Annotated in this window: 18 protein-coding genes; 12 read left to right on the top strand and 6 right to left on the bottom strand. The window is 70.0% G+C overall.

Annotated elements, in window-relative coordinates; translation table 11 throughout:
* Positions 1-100: 100 nt before the first annotated feature.
* The 4 genes from ACS5Q7_RS13020 (at position 101) to ACS5Q7_RS13005 (ending at position 1,682) form a co-directional block, all read left to right on the top strand.
* The gene (locus ACS5Q7_RS13020; protein ID WP_478339725.1) at positions 101-526 is read left to right on the top strand and encodes a hypothetical protein; all 426 of its coding nucleotides are present in this window, start codon (positions 101-103) and stop codon (positions 524-526) included.
* A 110-nt stretch (positions 527-636) separates the two neighbouring features.
* On the top strand, positions 637-819 hold the full coding sequence (locus ACS5Q7_RS13015; protein ID WP_478339724.1) for a hypothetical protein: 183 nt from the start codon (positions 637-639) through the stop codon (positions 817-819).
* Positions 820-1,056: 237 nt separating this feature from the next.
* Positions 1,057-1,323, top strand: coding sequence for a hypothetical protein (locus ACS5Q7_RS13010; protein WP_478339723.1), 267 nt, complete (start codon positions 1,057-1,059; stop codon positions 1,321-1,323).
* Between the two features lie 149 nt (positions 1,324-1,472).
* Positions 1,473-1,682, top strand: coding sequence for a hypothetical protein (locus ACS5Q7_RS13005; RefSeq protein ID WP_478339722.1), 210 nt, complete (start codon positions 1,473-1,475; stop codon positions 1,680-1,682).
* A 474-nt stretch (positions 1,683-2,156) separates the two neighbouring features.
* Here ACS5Q7_RS13005 and ACS5Q7_RS13000 read toward each other — a convergent pair whose 3' ends face one another.
* A complete protein-coding gene (locus tag ACS5Q7_RS13000) occupies positions 2,157-2,390 on the bottom strand; it encodes a hypothetical protein (RefSeq protein WP_478339721.1) in 234 nt (77 codons plus the stop codon).
* Positions 2,391-2,846: 456 nt separating this feature from the next.
* Here ACS5Q7_RS13000 and ACS5Q7_RS12995 point away from each other — a divergent pair, with 456 nt between their 5' ends.
* The 4 genes from ACS5Q7_RS12995 (at position 2,847) to ACS5Q7_RS12980 (ending at position 4,917) form a co-directional block, all read left to right on the top strand.
* Complete coding sequence (locus tag ACS5Q7_RS12995) at positions 2,847-3,260, top strand: hypothetical protein (RefSeq protein ID WP_478339762.1); 414 nt, start codon at positions 2,847-2,849, stop codon at positions 3,258-3,260.
* Between the two features lie 30 nt (positions 3,261-3,290).
* Positions 3,291-3,959 carry a hypothetical protein gene (locus tag ACS5Q7_RS12990; protein ID WP_478339720.1) on the top strand — a complete coding sequence of 223 codons (669 nt, stop codon included), beginning with the start codon at positions 3,291-3,293 and terminating at the stop codon, positions 3,957-3,959.
* Positions 3,960-4,157: 198 nt separating this feature from the next.
* Positions 4,158-4,382 (top strand): hypothetical protein, encoded by a 225-nt coding sequence (locus ACS5Q7_RS12985; RefSeq protein ID WP_478339719.1) that lies wholly within the window; start codon positions 4,158-4,160, stop codon positions 4,380-4,382.
* Between the two features lie 244 nt (positions 4,383-4,626).
* A complete protein-coding gene (locus ACS5Q7_RS12980) occupies positions 4,627-4,917 on the top strand; it encodes a hypothetical protein (RefSeq protein WP_478339718.1) in 291 nt (96 codons plus the stop codon).
* 4 nt (positions 4,918-4,921) lie between these two features.
* Here ACS5Q7_RS12980 and ACS5Q7_RS12975 read toward each other — a convergent pair whose 3' ends face one another.
* A complete protein-coding gene (locus tag ACS5Q7_RS12975; RefSeq protein ID WP_478339717.1) occupies positions 4,922-5,422 on the bottom strand; it encodes a hypothetical protein in 501 nt (166 codons plus the stop codon).
* A gap of 274 nt (positions 5,423-5,696) precedes the next feature.
* Here ACS5Q7_RS12975 and ACS5Q7_RS12970 point away from each other — a divergent pair, with 274 nt between their 5' ends.
* Positions 5,697-6,119, top strand: a complete 423-nt coding sequence (locus ACS5Q7_RS12970) for a translation initiation factor 2 (protein ID WP_478339716.1) — start codon at positions 5,697-5,699, stop codon at positions 6,117-6,119.
* A gap of 51 nt (positions 6,120-6,170) precedes the next feature.
* On the opposite strand, the gene ACS5Q7_RS12965 is transcribed toward ACS5Q7_RS12970, so the two are convergent.
* The gene (locus ACS5Q7_RS12965) at positions 6,171-7,028 is read right to left on the bottom strand and encodes a MipA/OmpV family protein (RefSeq protein ID WP_478339715.1); all 858 of its coding nucleotides are present in this window, start codon (positions 7,026-7,028) and stop codon (positions 6,171-6,173) included.
* A 124-nt stretch (positions 7,029-7,152) separates the two neighbouring features.
* On the opposite strand from ACS5Q7_RS12965, the gene ACS5Q7_RS12960 reads away from it, so the two are divergent.
* A complete protein-coding gene (locus ACS5Q7_RS12960; protein ID WP_478339714.1) occupies positions 7,153-7,893 on the top strand; it encodes a transporter substrate-binding domain-containing protein in 741 nt (246 codons plus the stop codon).
* 9 nt (positions 7,894-7,902) lie between these two features.
* Here the strand turns inward: ACS5Q7_RS12960 and ACS5Q7_RS12955 are convergent, their stop codons facing one another.
* Entirely contained in the window at positions 7,903-8,181 is a 279-nt protein-coding gene (locus tag ACS5Q7_RS12955) for a hypothetical protein (protein ID WP_478339713.1), read from the bottom strand.
* A gap of 106 nt (positions 8,182-8,287) precedes the next feature.
* Positions 8,288-9,331 carry an AraC-like ligand-binding domain-containing protein gene (locus ACS5Q7_RS12950; protein WP_478339712.1) on the bottom strand — a complete coding sequence of 348 codons (1,044 nt, stop codon included), beginning with the start codon at positions 9,329-9,331 and terminating at the stop codon, positions 8,288-8,290.
* A 351-nt stretch (positions 9,332-9,682) separates the two neighbouring features.
* On the opposite strand from ACS5Q7_RS12950, the gene ACS5Q7_RS12945 reads away from it, so the two are divergent.
* Together ACS5Q7_RS12945 and ACS5Q7_RS12940 are read left to right on the top strand one after the other, a co-directional pair.
* Entirely contained in the window at positions 9,683-10,138 is a 456-nt protein-coding gene (locus ACS5Q7_RS12945; RefSeq protein ID WP_478339711.1) for a Ros/MucR family transcriptional regulator, read from the top strand.
* Between the two features lie 44 nt (positions 10,139-10,182).
* Positions 10,183-10,602 carry a thiol-disulfide oxidoreductase DCC family protein gene (locus ACS5Q7_RS12940; protein WP_478339710.1) on the top strand — a complete coding sequence of 140 codons (420 nt, stop codon included), beginning with the start codon at positions 10,183-10,185 and terminating at the stop codon, positions 10,600-10,602.
* Between the two features lie 73 nt (positions 10,603-10,675).
* Here the strand turns inward: ACS5Q7_RS12940 and ACS5Q7_RS12935 are convergent, their stop codons facing one another.
* Positions 10,676-13,588, bottom strand: a complete 2,913-nt coding sequence (locus ACS5Q7_RS12935) for a bifunctional [glutamine synthetase] adenylyltransferase/[glutamine synthetase]-adenylyl-L-tyrosine phosphorylase (RefSeq protein WP_478339709.1) — start codon at positions 13,586-13,588, stop codon at positions 10,676-10,678.
* Between the last annotated feature and the right edge of the window lie 75 nt (positions 13,589-13,663).

Below are 13,663 nucleotides of genomic sequence, written 5' to 3'. Positions count from 1 at the left end.
TGCCGATGCGCCCTCTCGGACCCACCGCGCTCCCGCCTCGTGGAGGTGGGGCCGAGGGCGACGCATACGGAGCGGAGGCGATCTTGGCAGAGAGGCGATCTTGGCTGACCGGTTGGCGACATGGCTTCTCGCAGCATCCGTCGCCGTTCTGTCCGGTTGGCCGGCGCGATCACAAACCGCGCCGGTCAACAATTGGGCCGAGTTCCGCCAAGCGGTCGCCGCGTGCTGGACTGTGCCGCCCGGCACCGAGGGCGCCCTGATCGCCTACAGGTTCGGCCTCGACAAGACGGGGGCCATCCGTGGCAAACCGCTCACCACCGCCCGCCAATTGGTCGGCGACCGTGACGCGCAACATCGCTATGAAGAAGCTGCCTCGGCGGTGCTATCGCATTGCTTTCCGCTGAACGTGACGCCATCGTTCGGGGCGATCCTCGGCGAGAGCCCGATTTATCTTCGGCTCGTCAATACGAAGCCGACGACTGCCTATCAGATCAATAACAACATCACGATCTTCGCGCCGAACTAGGAGATCATCCATCATCGTCTTGCGAAAGAGGCACTGACCGCCAAGCGCTCGCAATCGATCCACGCAACGATCTCGCTGCCCGGGGGCGACGGGTCAACCAGGGTACTTGTATGGCGAACAACTACAGCAAGGAGCGGGTGCAGGCCGAGGCGGCTTTCGCCCAGACGCAGAATCGCTCGGATCGGAAGATCGAAACGCAGCCGAGTGTCAGCGCCGCCGATCAGAACACCGCCCGCCTGAAGGCGGCGCGCCTTGAGCGGGATGCCCTCAAAGCCAGATCGAAGACATCGTGAGCCGCATCCGCTTTTCGGAAGGCGCCGCACCGCGCGCCTGAGGGGGAGGGGCGACCCGACATGAACGAGACGCCGGACGTCGCGCGTGCGTGATCGCCGAGAACGTCTAGGCCGCCTCATTCAGGCAGGCGATCCTGCGATCGTGTGACCTTCTCCGTGTCCGGGCGTTGGCCTGACATGGGGACGCTTGGCTTCGAGGCCGGGCGTCGCCGTCATCGAGTCTCGAAGGACAACGTCATGAAGCGCTTCCTGATGGCATCGGCCCTCATCCTCTCTCCGCTCGCGTTCGCGGCGAGCGCTCAGGCACAGGGCACCATTCCCGGCGCGCAGCGTGGCGCGGAAGACGGCAATCGCGCGGCGGGCCCGATCGGCGGCGTCGTCGGCGGAGCGGTCGGCGCGGCGACGGGCACGGTCGGTGGCGTTCTCGGCGTCGATCCGGAGCGGGATCGCCGGGACGAGCGGATGGAGCGCCGCGAGGAGCGTCGCGAGATGCAGCGCCGCTAGAATCGGCGTTTCGCTGCGGCCGGTTCGTGCCGGCGCGAGGCAGCCCGACACCGCCCTGCGATGCGTCGAAGGCTCTTCGCATCGCAGGGCGGTTGCTGCCACGCACGTCCGCGTCTACAGCCCACGTCTTTGGTGAGGGCGAGGCAGCGATGGGCGACGACATGGTTGCCGTTCTCCTCGCATTGGCGAACGAGAACGCCGAGCTGCGTGACCAACTCGCCACCGCACAGGACATGCTGGTTGAGACCGCCATCGACGCAGGCAATCTCCACGTCCTGATCGAGACGATTCAAATCGAGCGGGATGCGTGGCAAGCTGAGGCCGAAGCGCTGCGGGCTCGACTCGTGCGGTCGGCGTGACGCTCCACGGCTCGTGCAGAGACGCACTCACTCCGTTCATGCGTCTCTGCCCTAGCTCCTTGTTTCTGCATCGATGTTTCCAGACACGGCTGACGCCTTCGTCGGGATCGATGCACTCAGGAGGTCATCATGGGCTTACTCGCCTTCATCCTGATCGGCGGTCCTTGGGTTGCCGCAACGGCATGGCTTTGGCTCCAGGCAGGTGGCGTGGAGGCGTGGCAACAGGTCGTCCACGGGGACGCCCCCAACCGCCGATAGAGTCAGAGGCGGGCCTCTCCCTGGGCCTGTGCCCCGGCCGTCGGCGACACCGCACGGCTCCTGGCGGGTGAACACGGTCCGACCGGCAGGCCGGAGCCGGATCCTTCCGCTTTGGCCAAGAACGGCCCTACCCGAGAATACCTTGGCCGGGCGGTCACGCGGAGGTCGGCGCCGCGGAGACAAAGGACACCGCGAGCACCGGATCTCGGCCTCCGATCAAGTCGCTCCCACCGGCTGATCGGCATTCGAGGCGACCGTGAAGCCCTCACGGTCGAACACGTTGTACAGGACGCTGGCCGGATCCAATCCGAGTTCTGCGATGTGAACGTCGGCGGCGTCCTTGGCTTCGGCGATCGTCGTGAACAGATCGGGCAGCTGATACAGCCGCGCCGCCCGCTGTTCGCTGCCTACATCCACCGCGGGAGTCGTGATTTCGACGGTATAGGGCATGAGTCTGTCAGACGCTTTTCAGTGAAACACGCCGAAGAACCACAACAGGAGAATGATCGGCAGCGGGATCCCCAGAAGCCACAGCAATCCACCTCGAAGCATCATCGCCTCCGTTACATCACCATCCTTGCCCATCAATGAGCAACTGCTGGTTGAAACTCCCCACAACCCAAAAGCGATGCATGCGTCGCGACCCTTTGCGGTGACAGGGTTATCGGACGCCCCGCCGAACGGACCGCCTGATGCGTTTCGCCTGAGCGGCGAAGGCCGGCGGCGACGGCGATGACCGCCACGAGACAACCCTGCGCTCCGCGGGCGAACAAAGCGCTGTCGATTCAGGGGGTTGCTTGTGATTTCCATGTAATAATGCCTGACGGCTCGATGTCTCGAACGCAATCGCCGAGCTTTTGGGCGTGTTGCTTAAATTTTGGAACGGTTTCTTGCGGTGAAGGCTTGGTGGATCTGAAAAGACCCACGGAGTTGACCATGCGAATTTCGGTTGCCGCGCTTGCCTTCACGGCGCTCCTCAGCTCCAGCGCCTATGCGCAGACCACCACGACGGGGTCGCCCGCCGCGCCCGATGCGAAGTCCAGCGAGCAATCCGGCGGGCAGCAGAGCGTCACCCGACCCAACACCGACAAGGCCACCCCGGACGGTATGCCGGCGGGTGCTCACACGAACGCCAAACTGGAACCGGGCGCGAACAGCTTCACCGAGGGCGAGGCCCGTTCCCGCCTGGAGAAGGCAGGCTTCAAGGACGCCAAGGATCTCAAGAAGGACAACGACGGCATCTGGCGCGGTACGGCGATGCACGGCGGCAAGTCGGTCCCGGTCGGCCTCGATTTCAAGGGCAACGTCGCGGCGCAGTGATCTTTCCGTCCTCGCTCAAGGAGACTTACGATGGCTCAGCAAACCGTTACCGCTCTCTTCGACCGCTACGAAGACGCCAGCACGGCCGTGGCGAAGCTCGAAGCCGGCGGGATCCCGCACGGCGATATCAGCCTCGTCGGCAACAACGACGGTGATCGGCACGCCAGCACGGTCGGCCATGACCATGGCGCTGTGAGTGCCGATACGGAGGAGAAGGCAAAGGATGGCGTCGGTACGGGCGCCACGCTCGGCACCATCGTCGGCGGCGCGGCCGGCCTGCTGACGGGGCTCGGCATGATCGCCATTCCCGGCGTCGGCCCCGTGGTGGCCGCCGGCTGGCTGGTCGCCACCCTGACCGGTGCCGGTGTGGGCGCTGCGGCCGGCGGCTTGGCGGGTGGCCTGACCGGCGCGGGCGTGAGCGAGAAGGACGCTCACGCCTACGGTGAGGGGGTCCGTCGTGGCGGCACGCTGGTGACCGTCAGGACCGACGAGGCCCGTGGCCCCATGGTCATGGATGTCCTGGAGCAGCACGGCTCGGTCGACCTCGATCAGAAGGCGGCCGCCTGGACCCAGGATGGATGGACCCCGGCGGCGGGATCGACCACCGGGTCGCCGGCCGCGATGGGCACCGGCCTTCCGGGAGCGAGCGACGGGCGCACGCGCGTTCGCTCCTATCCGGGCACCGGCAGCGGGATCTGATCCCTCAATCACCGACCACGCAGTCACGGCGGCCGGAGGCGATGCCCCCGGCCGCCTGGCCGTGAAGAGACCTGTTTCGTGATGGGGCGGGGCCTTCGCGGCGCGTCCTCGTTCTCGGCGGCCTCACGCGCCAGGGCTCGGTCTGAAACTTTCGCCGGTCGGCGACAGTATTCGCTGTGGCGAATGGAAGAGCCGATCATGACCGCACGTCCCGTCATTCCCTCGCCGGCCAAGCTGGCGCTCCTGACGAACGAGGAATTCGTCGCTCAGTGGCGTGTCCTGGTGGGCGAGCCGCCGGCTGCCATGCTTCCCGATCGGGCCGAGATGATCAGGCTGCTCGTGGGGAGCGTGACGCCTGCCAAACCCCCGTCGAACCTCCATTGGCCATCGGAGCCGAATCCGCGCGACCTCCGCACCCGCTAGGGCAGTGACGCACTCACTCCGTTCATGCGTCTCTGCCCTAGCTTCTTGTTACTGCATCAATTTTTCCAGACACGGCTGATGCCTTCGTCTGGATCGATGCACGAGGCCGAAGGGGACGTCGTCGTGGAGGGGAAGCCCTCCCACCGGGGCGGAATGGGCCGGGCGAATTGTTGCAGGCCGGCTTGCCGGCGTGCGGTCCCTCTCCATGTGATCGGCGTCGAGGATCGTCCGAACGGAGGTCGGGATGCGCGTCGCGTTGCTTGCGGGACTTCTCTGTCTCGCCGCCTCGCCGGTGCTGGCTCAAGGGGCCGGCTCCCCGGTCCCGGCCTGCGAGAGCCTCGTGGCCCTGCGCCAATGGGCGGCCGGAGCGGGAGAGGATCCCGCCCAGGCCGCCGCGCAGGCGGAGAAGCCGCCCGGCTGCCGCGTCGTCGCCCGCGACACGCTCGGCGCCGTCGAGCGCCGGTCCACCTTCGGCGGGGCGATCTACGAATGCCTCGCCCAGGCCGGCGGCCCCTGTGTCTGGGTGATGCCGTAGGGCCTCAGACCTTCAGGCGCTTGTTGCACTCGCTGTAATAGCCGCCGCCCTTCTGGATCCACTTGATCTCGCCGAGCGTGCCGGCGGCCTTGGCGGCGTTGTAGCTGTCGAGGCAGGTGTGCATCCGCTGCTTGCCGGCCGGCTCGCTCGCGTATTTCGGATCGACCTTGGCGGGGTAGGCCGCCGTGCCGGTCGCGGCGGGGGCGGGCTTCGGCGCGGGGGCGGGCGCAGCGGCCTGCGTGGGCGCGGGGGAGGGCGCCGCCGTCTTGGTCCCGCCGGCCGGGGCCATCGGGTTCGGCACGGTCGCGGCCGCCGGAGCCGGAGTCGCGTCGGCGCCGCATGACGCCTTGCGGAAAGCGTTCCACGTCTGGCCGTTCAGCGTGCCGGCCTGCTTGGCGGCTTGGTACTTGACCGAACATTCCTTCGACGTGAGCGCCAGGGCGGGCGTGGCGGACAGGCCGAGGGTGACACACAGGAGCGCGGGGGACACGAATGAGCGGACCATGACGGGAGCCTCCGGGTCGCGGGTGAAGTCGCGGGCGAACCGGAGAGAACGCTACTTGCAGATGTGATTTCGACAAGCTCGCAACCGCCATTCACAGTTGAAAACTGCGTGTGCGGAGAAGGGCTTGTGGCGCGCCTGCCACGACTCACAGGGATGGAGGAGGCGAAACGGCCCGCCCCATTGCGAAGAGGGTCGCCACGCTCCATCGAACCTCCGGCCGTCGAGACAAGAACACACGGCCGTAGAGGGGTTTAGGCGAATGAGACGGCAAATCTTGACCGCGGCGCTGCTCGCCGTGGGCACGGCCGGTTGCGGCACCATCACACGCGGCACCGACGAGCCGGTCGCCTTCCTGTCCGATCCGCCGGGGGCGGCCGTCACGACGACGAAGGGCTATGCCTGCCCGGCGACGCCGTGCAGCATCAAGGTCGAGCGGTCCGACGAGTTCGACGTGACCTTCACGAAGCCCGGCTACCAGCCGCAGGTCGTCCCGGTGCGGACGGAGGTCGTCGGCAAGGGGGCGGCGGGCATGGCCGGCAACATCCTCGTGGGCGGCGTGATCGGCATCGGCGTCGATGCGGCGACCGGCGCCGCGTTCGACCACAAGCCGAATCCCGTCAGCGTCGTGCTCGTGCCGGAAGGCAAGCCCGCCGCCCCGGCGCGGCGCGGTCGCCGGAAGGCCGCCCCGGAGAGCTGATCGGACGCGGGAGGCCGAGGGGAGGGCCGATGACCGGGCGAAGCCGCCGCGCTACAGCAGCGGCTTCGTCTTGAACGCGTAGTCGACGCGCAGGCCGAAGGTGAACTGGTCGGGGTTGCCGTAGGGGCGGTCGACCAGCGGGCTCTCGCCGGAGGCGCCGAGGATGCGGCTGTAGCCGCCATAGGCCGTGTAGGACCACGTCTCGTCCTGGCGGAAGGTGACGGCGGCGAGGAGGCCGGCGGAATAGAAGCTGCCGGGATCGTAGGGCGTGACGCGGCCGTTGATGGCGGCCTCGGTCGAGCTCACGCCGAAATAGGTGCGCGCGAAGCTCGCATCGCCGATGTTGAAGCGCGGCCCCGCAGAGACCAGCCAGCGCCCGATCGGCAGGAGGTAGTCGGCGGCCACGGTGCCCACCGTCCCGTGATGGCCATAGACGCCCTGGCGGACCTCCCCGCGCAGGCGGACGGTGGAGACGGGGTAGACCTCCATGAACAGCCCCGGCTCGAAGGCCATCCGCGCATCGCGGAAGCCGAACAGGTGCGCGCGGTCGTCGCCGTAATAGCGGCCGGGGACGAAGCGCAGGGTCGGCCCGGCGTGGAACGCCTCGGTGTCGTAGAGGGTGAAGCTGAGATTGTCGTCCGGCGCCGAGAAGCGGCGCGGCTCGCCGGACTTGCGGATGTCGATGCCCGGATAACCCACGGCGGTGTAGTCCGAGGCGCCCGGATATCGCGGGATCGCCTGGGCGGTGGCGCTCACCGTGATCTCCCAGGTCTCGGCGTCCACATAGGTGAAGGCGGCCGGGCGCGCCGGCACGTCCTGCGCGACGGCCGGAGCGGCGGCGCCCAGGGCCAGCGGCAGGAAGGCCGCCCAGGCCCGCAGGGTGGAGACGAAACTCGACGCGTTGCCCACGGACCCGACCTGCCTTTCTCGCCGAGCAGATTCCCGCTCACGCTTAGACATGCCAGACACATTGTCTCGATCAGCCCCGTTCCGCGGCGAGATGCGGCATCGTGGCTGCTATCCTGCCCGGATGATGACAGATGTCCCCGTCGATCCCGTTGCGAAGGCCGAGCTGGCGCCCGAGGGCGCGCTGCGGGCGGGCCTCGTGGAGGCGCCGTCCCCCGGCCTGATCTTCGTGAGCCGGCGCCGGGATGGCGGCCTCGACGGGGTGACGGCGCTCCTCGCCGGAGATCTCGCGGCCGGTCTCGGCCTCGCCCTCGCCCCGGTCCTGTTCCCGAATTCCGGGGCGTTGGCGGCGGCGCTTCAAGCCGGGGCGGTCGATGTCGGCTTCATGCCGGTCGACGAGACGCGGCGGCGGATGGTGGCCTTCGGGCCGGGCTATTACGACCTGGAGAGCACCTATCTCGCCAGCGCCGCGTCGGGCTTCGCCGCCGTGGCGGATGTCGACCGGCCGGGTGCACGGGTCGTCGCCATCGACGGCACGACCACCTTCCGGGCCTCGTCCCGCACCCTCACGCACACCCGGCCCGAGCCGGTCGATTCGGTGGCCGAGGCCATCGCGCGGATGCGGGACGGCCGGGCCGATGCGCTGGCCCTGTCCCGCGATACGCTGAGGTCGGTGGTGCCGCAGGTGCCGGGGTCCCGGATCGTCAGCGGCGGCTTCCAGCACACGCAGGTCGCCGTGGCCGTGCCGCCGGACCGGCCGGCGGTGCTCGCCTGTGTCGCCGCGTGGCTCGACGGAGCGAAACGGTCGGGCCTGGTGCGCCGGGCCTTCGACGCGCACGGATTCGCGGACGAGCCCGTGGCCGCCTGAGGCGGGGCCTCAGCCGCGCCGGAGCAAGACGATGGTCTGGGCGTGGCCCTGGCCCTGGGCGCCCGTCTCCTCGCGCGGGGTCGAGGGCCTGCCGAAGGTCTGCGCCCAGGTGAGGGTGATGATCTGCGCGCTCGCGCTCGGCTCCTCGCGCCGCAGGCGCAGGGCGCGGCGGCGGGCGGCGCCGATCCAGCGGCGGATCCTGGGGTTGCGCGAGCGTCCTTGCCCCGATGCCGCCTCGTCCTGCCGAAGCCGGCCCCAGGCGCCCAGTCGCTCCCTCTCTCTGCGCACGTTCGACATCCAACCCGTCTGACCTGACGATATCTCGCGCGAAGTCGGCGCGGTCGCGACCGGCGCCCGTCCCAAAGTGTTCAGCGAGCGTCCCAATGCGCGGCCCTCACGTGTCGAGCCGCAGCACCCAATCGTAGAAATCGTCCCAGCTGCCCGTGGGCAGCACGTCCGGGGTGCGGCCGCCGGGGCCCTCGCCGACGCCGATGCCGCGTCGGGCCTCGGCGGGGCTGAGGCCGAATTCCGCCCGGAACGCCTGGGTGAAGCTCACCGGGCTGCCATAGCCGTAGCGGTAGGCGATCTCCGAGACGCGGATTCCGCGCGGCCCCGCCTCGACGAGGTCGCGATAGGCACGGGCGAGCCGGCGGCGGCGGATATGCTCCACCACGCCCCCGAGGGGGGCGAACAGGCGGAAGAGCCCGCTGCGCGAGATGCCGAAGCGCTGGCAGAGATGGCTCACGCTCAGGTGCGGCGAGCCGATCTCCGCGTCGATGTAGCGGCGGATGACGAGGAAGACCGGCGCCTGCTCCGACGGGCGCACGCCGCGATCCCCCCCGGAGGCCGTCCGGGCCGCCATCGAGAGCAGGATGGCCGTCGCCTCGGCGGCGGCCCGCGACTCGGCGGCGCTGAATTGCGGCGCGTTCGCCCCGAGGGAGCGCAGGTGGTCGCTCACCAGCGTCCCGAACGGCGTGCTCCCGCGCAGGATCATCCCGTGCGCGTCCTCGAGGCCCTGCCCATCCTGCGGGAACAGGGCGCGGGGCATGATCAGGGTCATCGCCCGGTAATCGGTCGATTGCAGGGAGAGCGGCCGCGACAGGTCGAGGAGGGCGACGTCGCCGGGGCTCAGGGCCACCTCGCGGCCGGCGGCCTCCACCCGCGCATGGCCGTCCATGCGCATCTTGATGGCGATGTGATCGACACCCATCCGCGCGACGAGGCTCCGCGAGCGCTCGATGTGCAGCTCCGAGGCGGCGGTGAAGCCGACGATGGCGTTGCCGAGATGGTAGACCTCCGACCGCCCCCGGAAGTCCGGCGCGTCCTCCTTGCGGATCCGCACGTCCCAGAACGGCGCCACGGCCTCGCGCCAGGCCGAGATCGTCCGCGGGCCGAGGGTCGAGCCTTCGAGGCGTAGGTTGGGTCCGCGCACTGTCATCGCCGGCTCGTGGGTCGCTCCGGCGCGTCGACCGGGTTCGGGACGGACCCGCCTTCGATCAAGGTCTTAACAACCGGTAAGAACCGCACAACACAATTACCGGCGATTTCGTGCCATGTGGAAACAATCTTTCGCCATAAGCCTTCGCCGCTTTGACAGCACAAGCGCTGCCTCGAACCGACGCGGCGGTGCGCAGGCCTGCGTCAGAATTGTGCACCTTGAAGTGCAGTTTTTAAGGACAGGTCAGGCATTGAACTGCCTTGGGGCGTGCTTTAGTTACCTCTATTGTTCAAGCCGAAAGCCTGCCCCATGACCGGATCAGCCCCTGAAAAAACTTTAGAATTTATTGAGATGACCGGCGAGATCGTCGCTGCCTATGTCTCTCACAATCATGTCGCCGTCACCGACCTGCCGGCTCTGATCGCGAGCGTGCACGCGTCCCTCAACGGTTTCGTCGATGGGAGCGCCCAGCGACCCGTCGAGGAGACCTCGAACAAGCCGACGGCGGCGCAGATCCGCAAGTCGGTGAAGCCGGAGGGCATCGTCAGCTTCATCGACGGCAAGACCTACAAGACGTTGAAGCGGCACCTGACCTCGCACGGCCTCGACCCGGACAGCTACCGGGGGCAGTACGGCCTTCCGGCCGATTATCCGATGGTGGCCATGGCCTACAGCGAGAAGCGCTCCAGCCTCGCCAAGTCCCTGGGCCTCGGTCGCCCCGCCGAGCGCAAGGCTTCCGAAAGCAAGGCTCCCGAGAGCAAGTCCGCCGAGCCGGTGCCGGCGAAGGGCCGCCGCAAGGTGGCTTGACGCACCGCCTCGACGGCGGCGCCGGGCGGCTTATCTCCGAAGGCATGGCCGGCGACACAACCCTAGGCGACGGATCGGGCAAGGACCTGCGCGTCTATTACGACGGAGGCTGTCCGCTCTGCCGTGCCGAGATCGATCATTATCGCCGCTGCGAGGGCGCCGATCGGCTCGACTTCGTCGATGTCGGGCGGGACGAGACCGCCGCCCTCGGCGCGGACCTGAACCGCGAGCGCGCCCTGCGGCGCTTCCACGTCCGCGACGCGCAGGGACGGCTCGTGTCCGGCGCGGCGGCCTTCGCTCAACTCTGGCGCGTCCTGCCGGGCTGGCGCTGGCTCGCCCGGATCGTGGAGATCCGGATCCTGGGAATCCGGCCGGTCCTGCCCCTGGCGGAGGCCGCCTACCGCCTCTTCCTGCCGCTCCGGCCCTGGCTGGCGCGACTGTTCACGCGGCTTCGGACGGGCTGAGCGCCTGTCAGCGCAGCGGCCGATCAGGATGAGGTGAGGGGGTGGGGCCGCCTCACCATGATCGGTTGCTGCTCTAGCGAACCAGGGACTTCTTGAGCGCGACCAGCAGGGCGCGGGTGGTCCTCCGCTGCAGGCGCAACTCGGCGGCGAGGGCGCGGGCATCCGGCAGGTTCATGGCGCGGGCGATCCGGCGCGCGGCGTTGGCCGGGGGCGGCTTGGTGGCATCCTCGAGGGTCAGGCGCTGCCACTGGGCGGCGGCGTCGAGCGCGGCGTGGGCCTGCGCCAGGGACTCGGCGGCCTCGGGCGGAATCAGCCCACGCTCCCCCGCCCTGCGCAGGACGGTGCCGGCGTCGAGGCCGACGCAGTCCGTCAAGTGTCCGGCCAGGATGAGGGCCTGGGCCAGGAAGTCGAGGTCGAACAGCCCGCCCGGCGCGAGCTTCAGGTCGTGCGGGCCGGCGAAGCCGCGCTCCGTCGTCACGAGGGCGCGCATCGCCCCGGCCTCGGCGCAGAGGGCCGCCGGATCGCGGGGCCGCGCCACGACATCGGCGATGACCCCTTCCACCTCGGCCGCCAGCGAGGCATCGCCCGCCACGATCCGGGCGCGGGTCAACGCCATCTGCTCCCAGGCCTCGGCCTCGCCTCCCTCCGCGTGATAGGCGGCGAAGCCCTTCACCTGCACGGCCGGCGGCGCGTGGCTGCCGAAGGGCCGCAGCCGCAGGTCGACCTGATACAGCCGGCCGCGCCGTGTCGGCACCGTCAGCGCCGCGACGACGCGCTGGGCGAGGCGGTTGTAGGCGACCACCGCGTCGAGCGGGCGCGGGCCGTCGCTCATCCGGTCCTCCGCGTCGAAATCGTAGAGGACGACGAGGTCGAGATCCGAGGCGGCGGTGAGCTGGCGCGAGCCGAGCCGACCCAGCGCCAGCACGCAGCAGCGCCCGCGCGGCACGTGGCCGTGCTCCTCCGCGAAGCGGCGCGTCTCGGCCTCGAGCACGAGGCCGACCGCCGCGTCGGCGATTCCCGCATAGGCGTGGCCCGCCTGGGCCGGCGTGATCAGGCCGGAGACGAGGCGCGCCCCCGTGACGAAATTCATCCGCCGGGCCGAGTCGCGACAGCGGTCGAGGACGTCCTCGTGGGTGGCGGGCGCGCCGACCAGCGCCCGGTATTGGCGGGCGAGGGCCTCCGGGCCGGAGACCGGCGCGACGAAGTCCGGCTCCAGCACCGCGTCGAGGACATGCGGGCTGCGCCCCACCGTCTCGGCGAGGAGCGGGGAGGCGCCGAGCAGATCCGCGAACAGCCCGCGCAGGCGCTCGTGCGAGCGCAGGATCGCCAGCAGTTCCGCCGCCGCCGGCATCCGGGCGAAGGCCCGGTCGAGGGTGAGGAGCGCCGCGTCCGGGTCCGGCGTGCCGCCAAGCGCCTTCAAGAGGGCGGGCAGGAAATCCGACAGGATCTCGCGGGCGCGCCCGCCGCGCAGGGCGCCGTGGCGGCCGAGCTGCCAGTCACGCACGATGCCGTGGGCGCGCTCCGCCTCGCGGAAGCCCAGCCGTTCGAGGCCCGCCAGGGTCGCGGGCGCGGCCTCGCCGGGGCCGAAGGCGAGGGGGGCCGCCGCCTCGTCCGCCCCGCCCTCGAACAGCAGGGCGTAATGCCCCTGCACGCGGGCCGCGTGGGCGAGCAGCATCGCCTCGAACGCCGCGAGCGTGGCAAAGCCGCAGAAGCGCGAGAATCCCTCCAGCGCCTCCGGGTCCGTAGGCAGCCGCTGGGTCTGCTCGTCGCGCAGCATCTGCAGGCGGTGCTCGATGGTGCGCAGGAAAGTGTAGGACTCCGTCAGTTCGTCCCGCGCCCGCGCGTCGATCCAGCCGGCCTCGCACAGCCCGTCCAGGGTCTCGACGGTGCGGGGGCTGCGCAGGGCGGGTTCGCGCCCGCCGAAGACGAGCTGCTGCGTCTGCGCGAAGAACTCGATCTCGCGGATGCCGCCGCGCCCGATCTTGATGTTGTGTCCGGCCACCGCGATCTCGTCATGGCCGCGCACGGCATGGATCTGCCGCTTGAGGGCATGGATCTCGGCGATGGCCGCGAAGTCGAAATGGCGGCGCCAGATGAACGGGCCGAGCTCGGCCAGGAACGCCTCGCCGGCCTCGATGTCGCCCGCGACGGCCCGCGCCTTGATGAAGGCCGCGCGCTCCCAATCCTGCCCGATGGACTGGTAGTACTCGAAGGCGAAGGCCGTGGAGAGGGCGAGCGCGGTCGATCCCGGATCGGGCCGCAGCCGGTAATCGACCCGGTGGACGTAGCCGTCCGCCGTGCGCTGCGACAGGAGCTTCACGAGGTCCTGCGCGACCTTGCCGAACACGGCCTTGGCCTCCGCCCCGGCGACCGCCTGCGCCCGCTCGGCGTCGTAGAAGACGACGAGGTCGATATCGCTCGAATAGTTCAGCTCGCCTCCGCCGAGCTTGCCGAGCCCGAGGACGAACAGCCCGCTGCCCCGCGCCGGCGCCTCGGGATCGACGAGGCGGAGCCGCCCGCCGGCGGCGGCCCGGCGCAGCAATGCGTCGATCCCGGCGGCGACGGAGGCGTCGGCGAAGTCCGTGAGGGCCTTCGTGACCGCGTCGAGATCCCACAGCCCGCCGAGATCGGCGAGGGCCACGAGGAGGGCGTGGGCGATGCGGTTGGCCCGCATCCGCTTGCCCATGGCGGCGAGGTCGGCCTCGCCGGCGCAGGATGCGCCTTCCGCCCGCTGCCGGGCGACGAGATCGGCGTTCGCCGCCTCCGGCGACTGCTCCGCGAGGGCGACGAACCGCTCCGGCGCCCGCGCCACGATCCGCCAGAGGAATTCGGAATGGTCGGCGAGCCCGAGCAGCAGGTCCCGCAGGGGCGGTGTCAGGAAGCCGTCGGGGAAGGCCGGCGCGATCTCCGCGAAGCGCTCGCGCGCGAGGCCGGACGGGACCGGCTGGAACCGCGGCCGCAGCCGCTCGCGCAGGGTGCCGTCCATCCGCCCGCCGATGATCCCCTCGTCCGCGTGGCGGCTGTCCTAGCACCCCCGCACGGCCTCGGCACGGGTAAAAAG

This window comes from Methylobacterium sp. Gmos3 (assembly GCF_056430985.1).
Note: the sequence above shows the minus strand (reverse complement) of the source record. Positions and strands in the feature narration are given on the sequence as shown.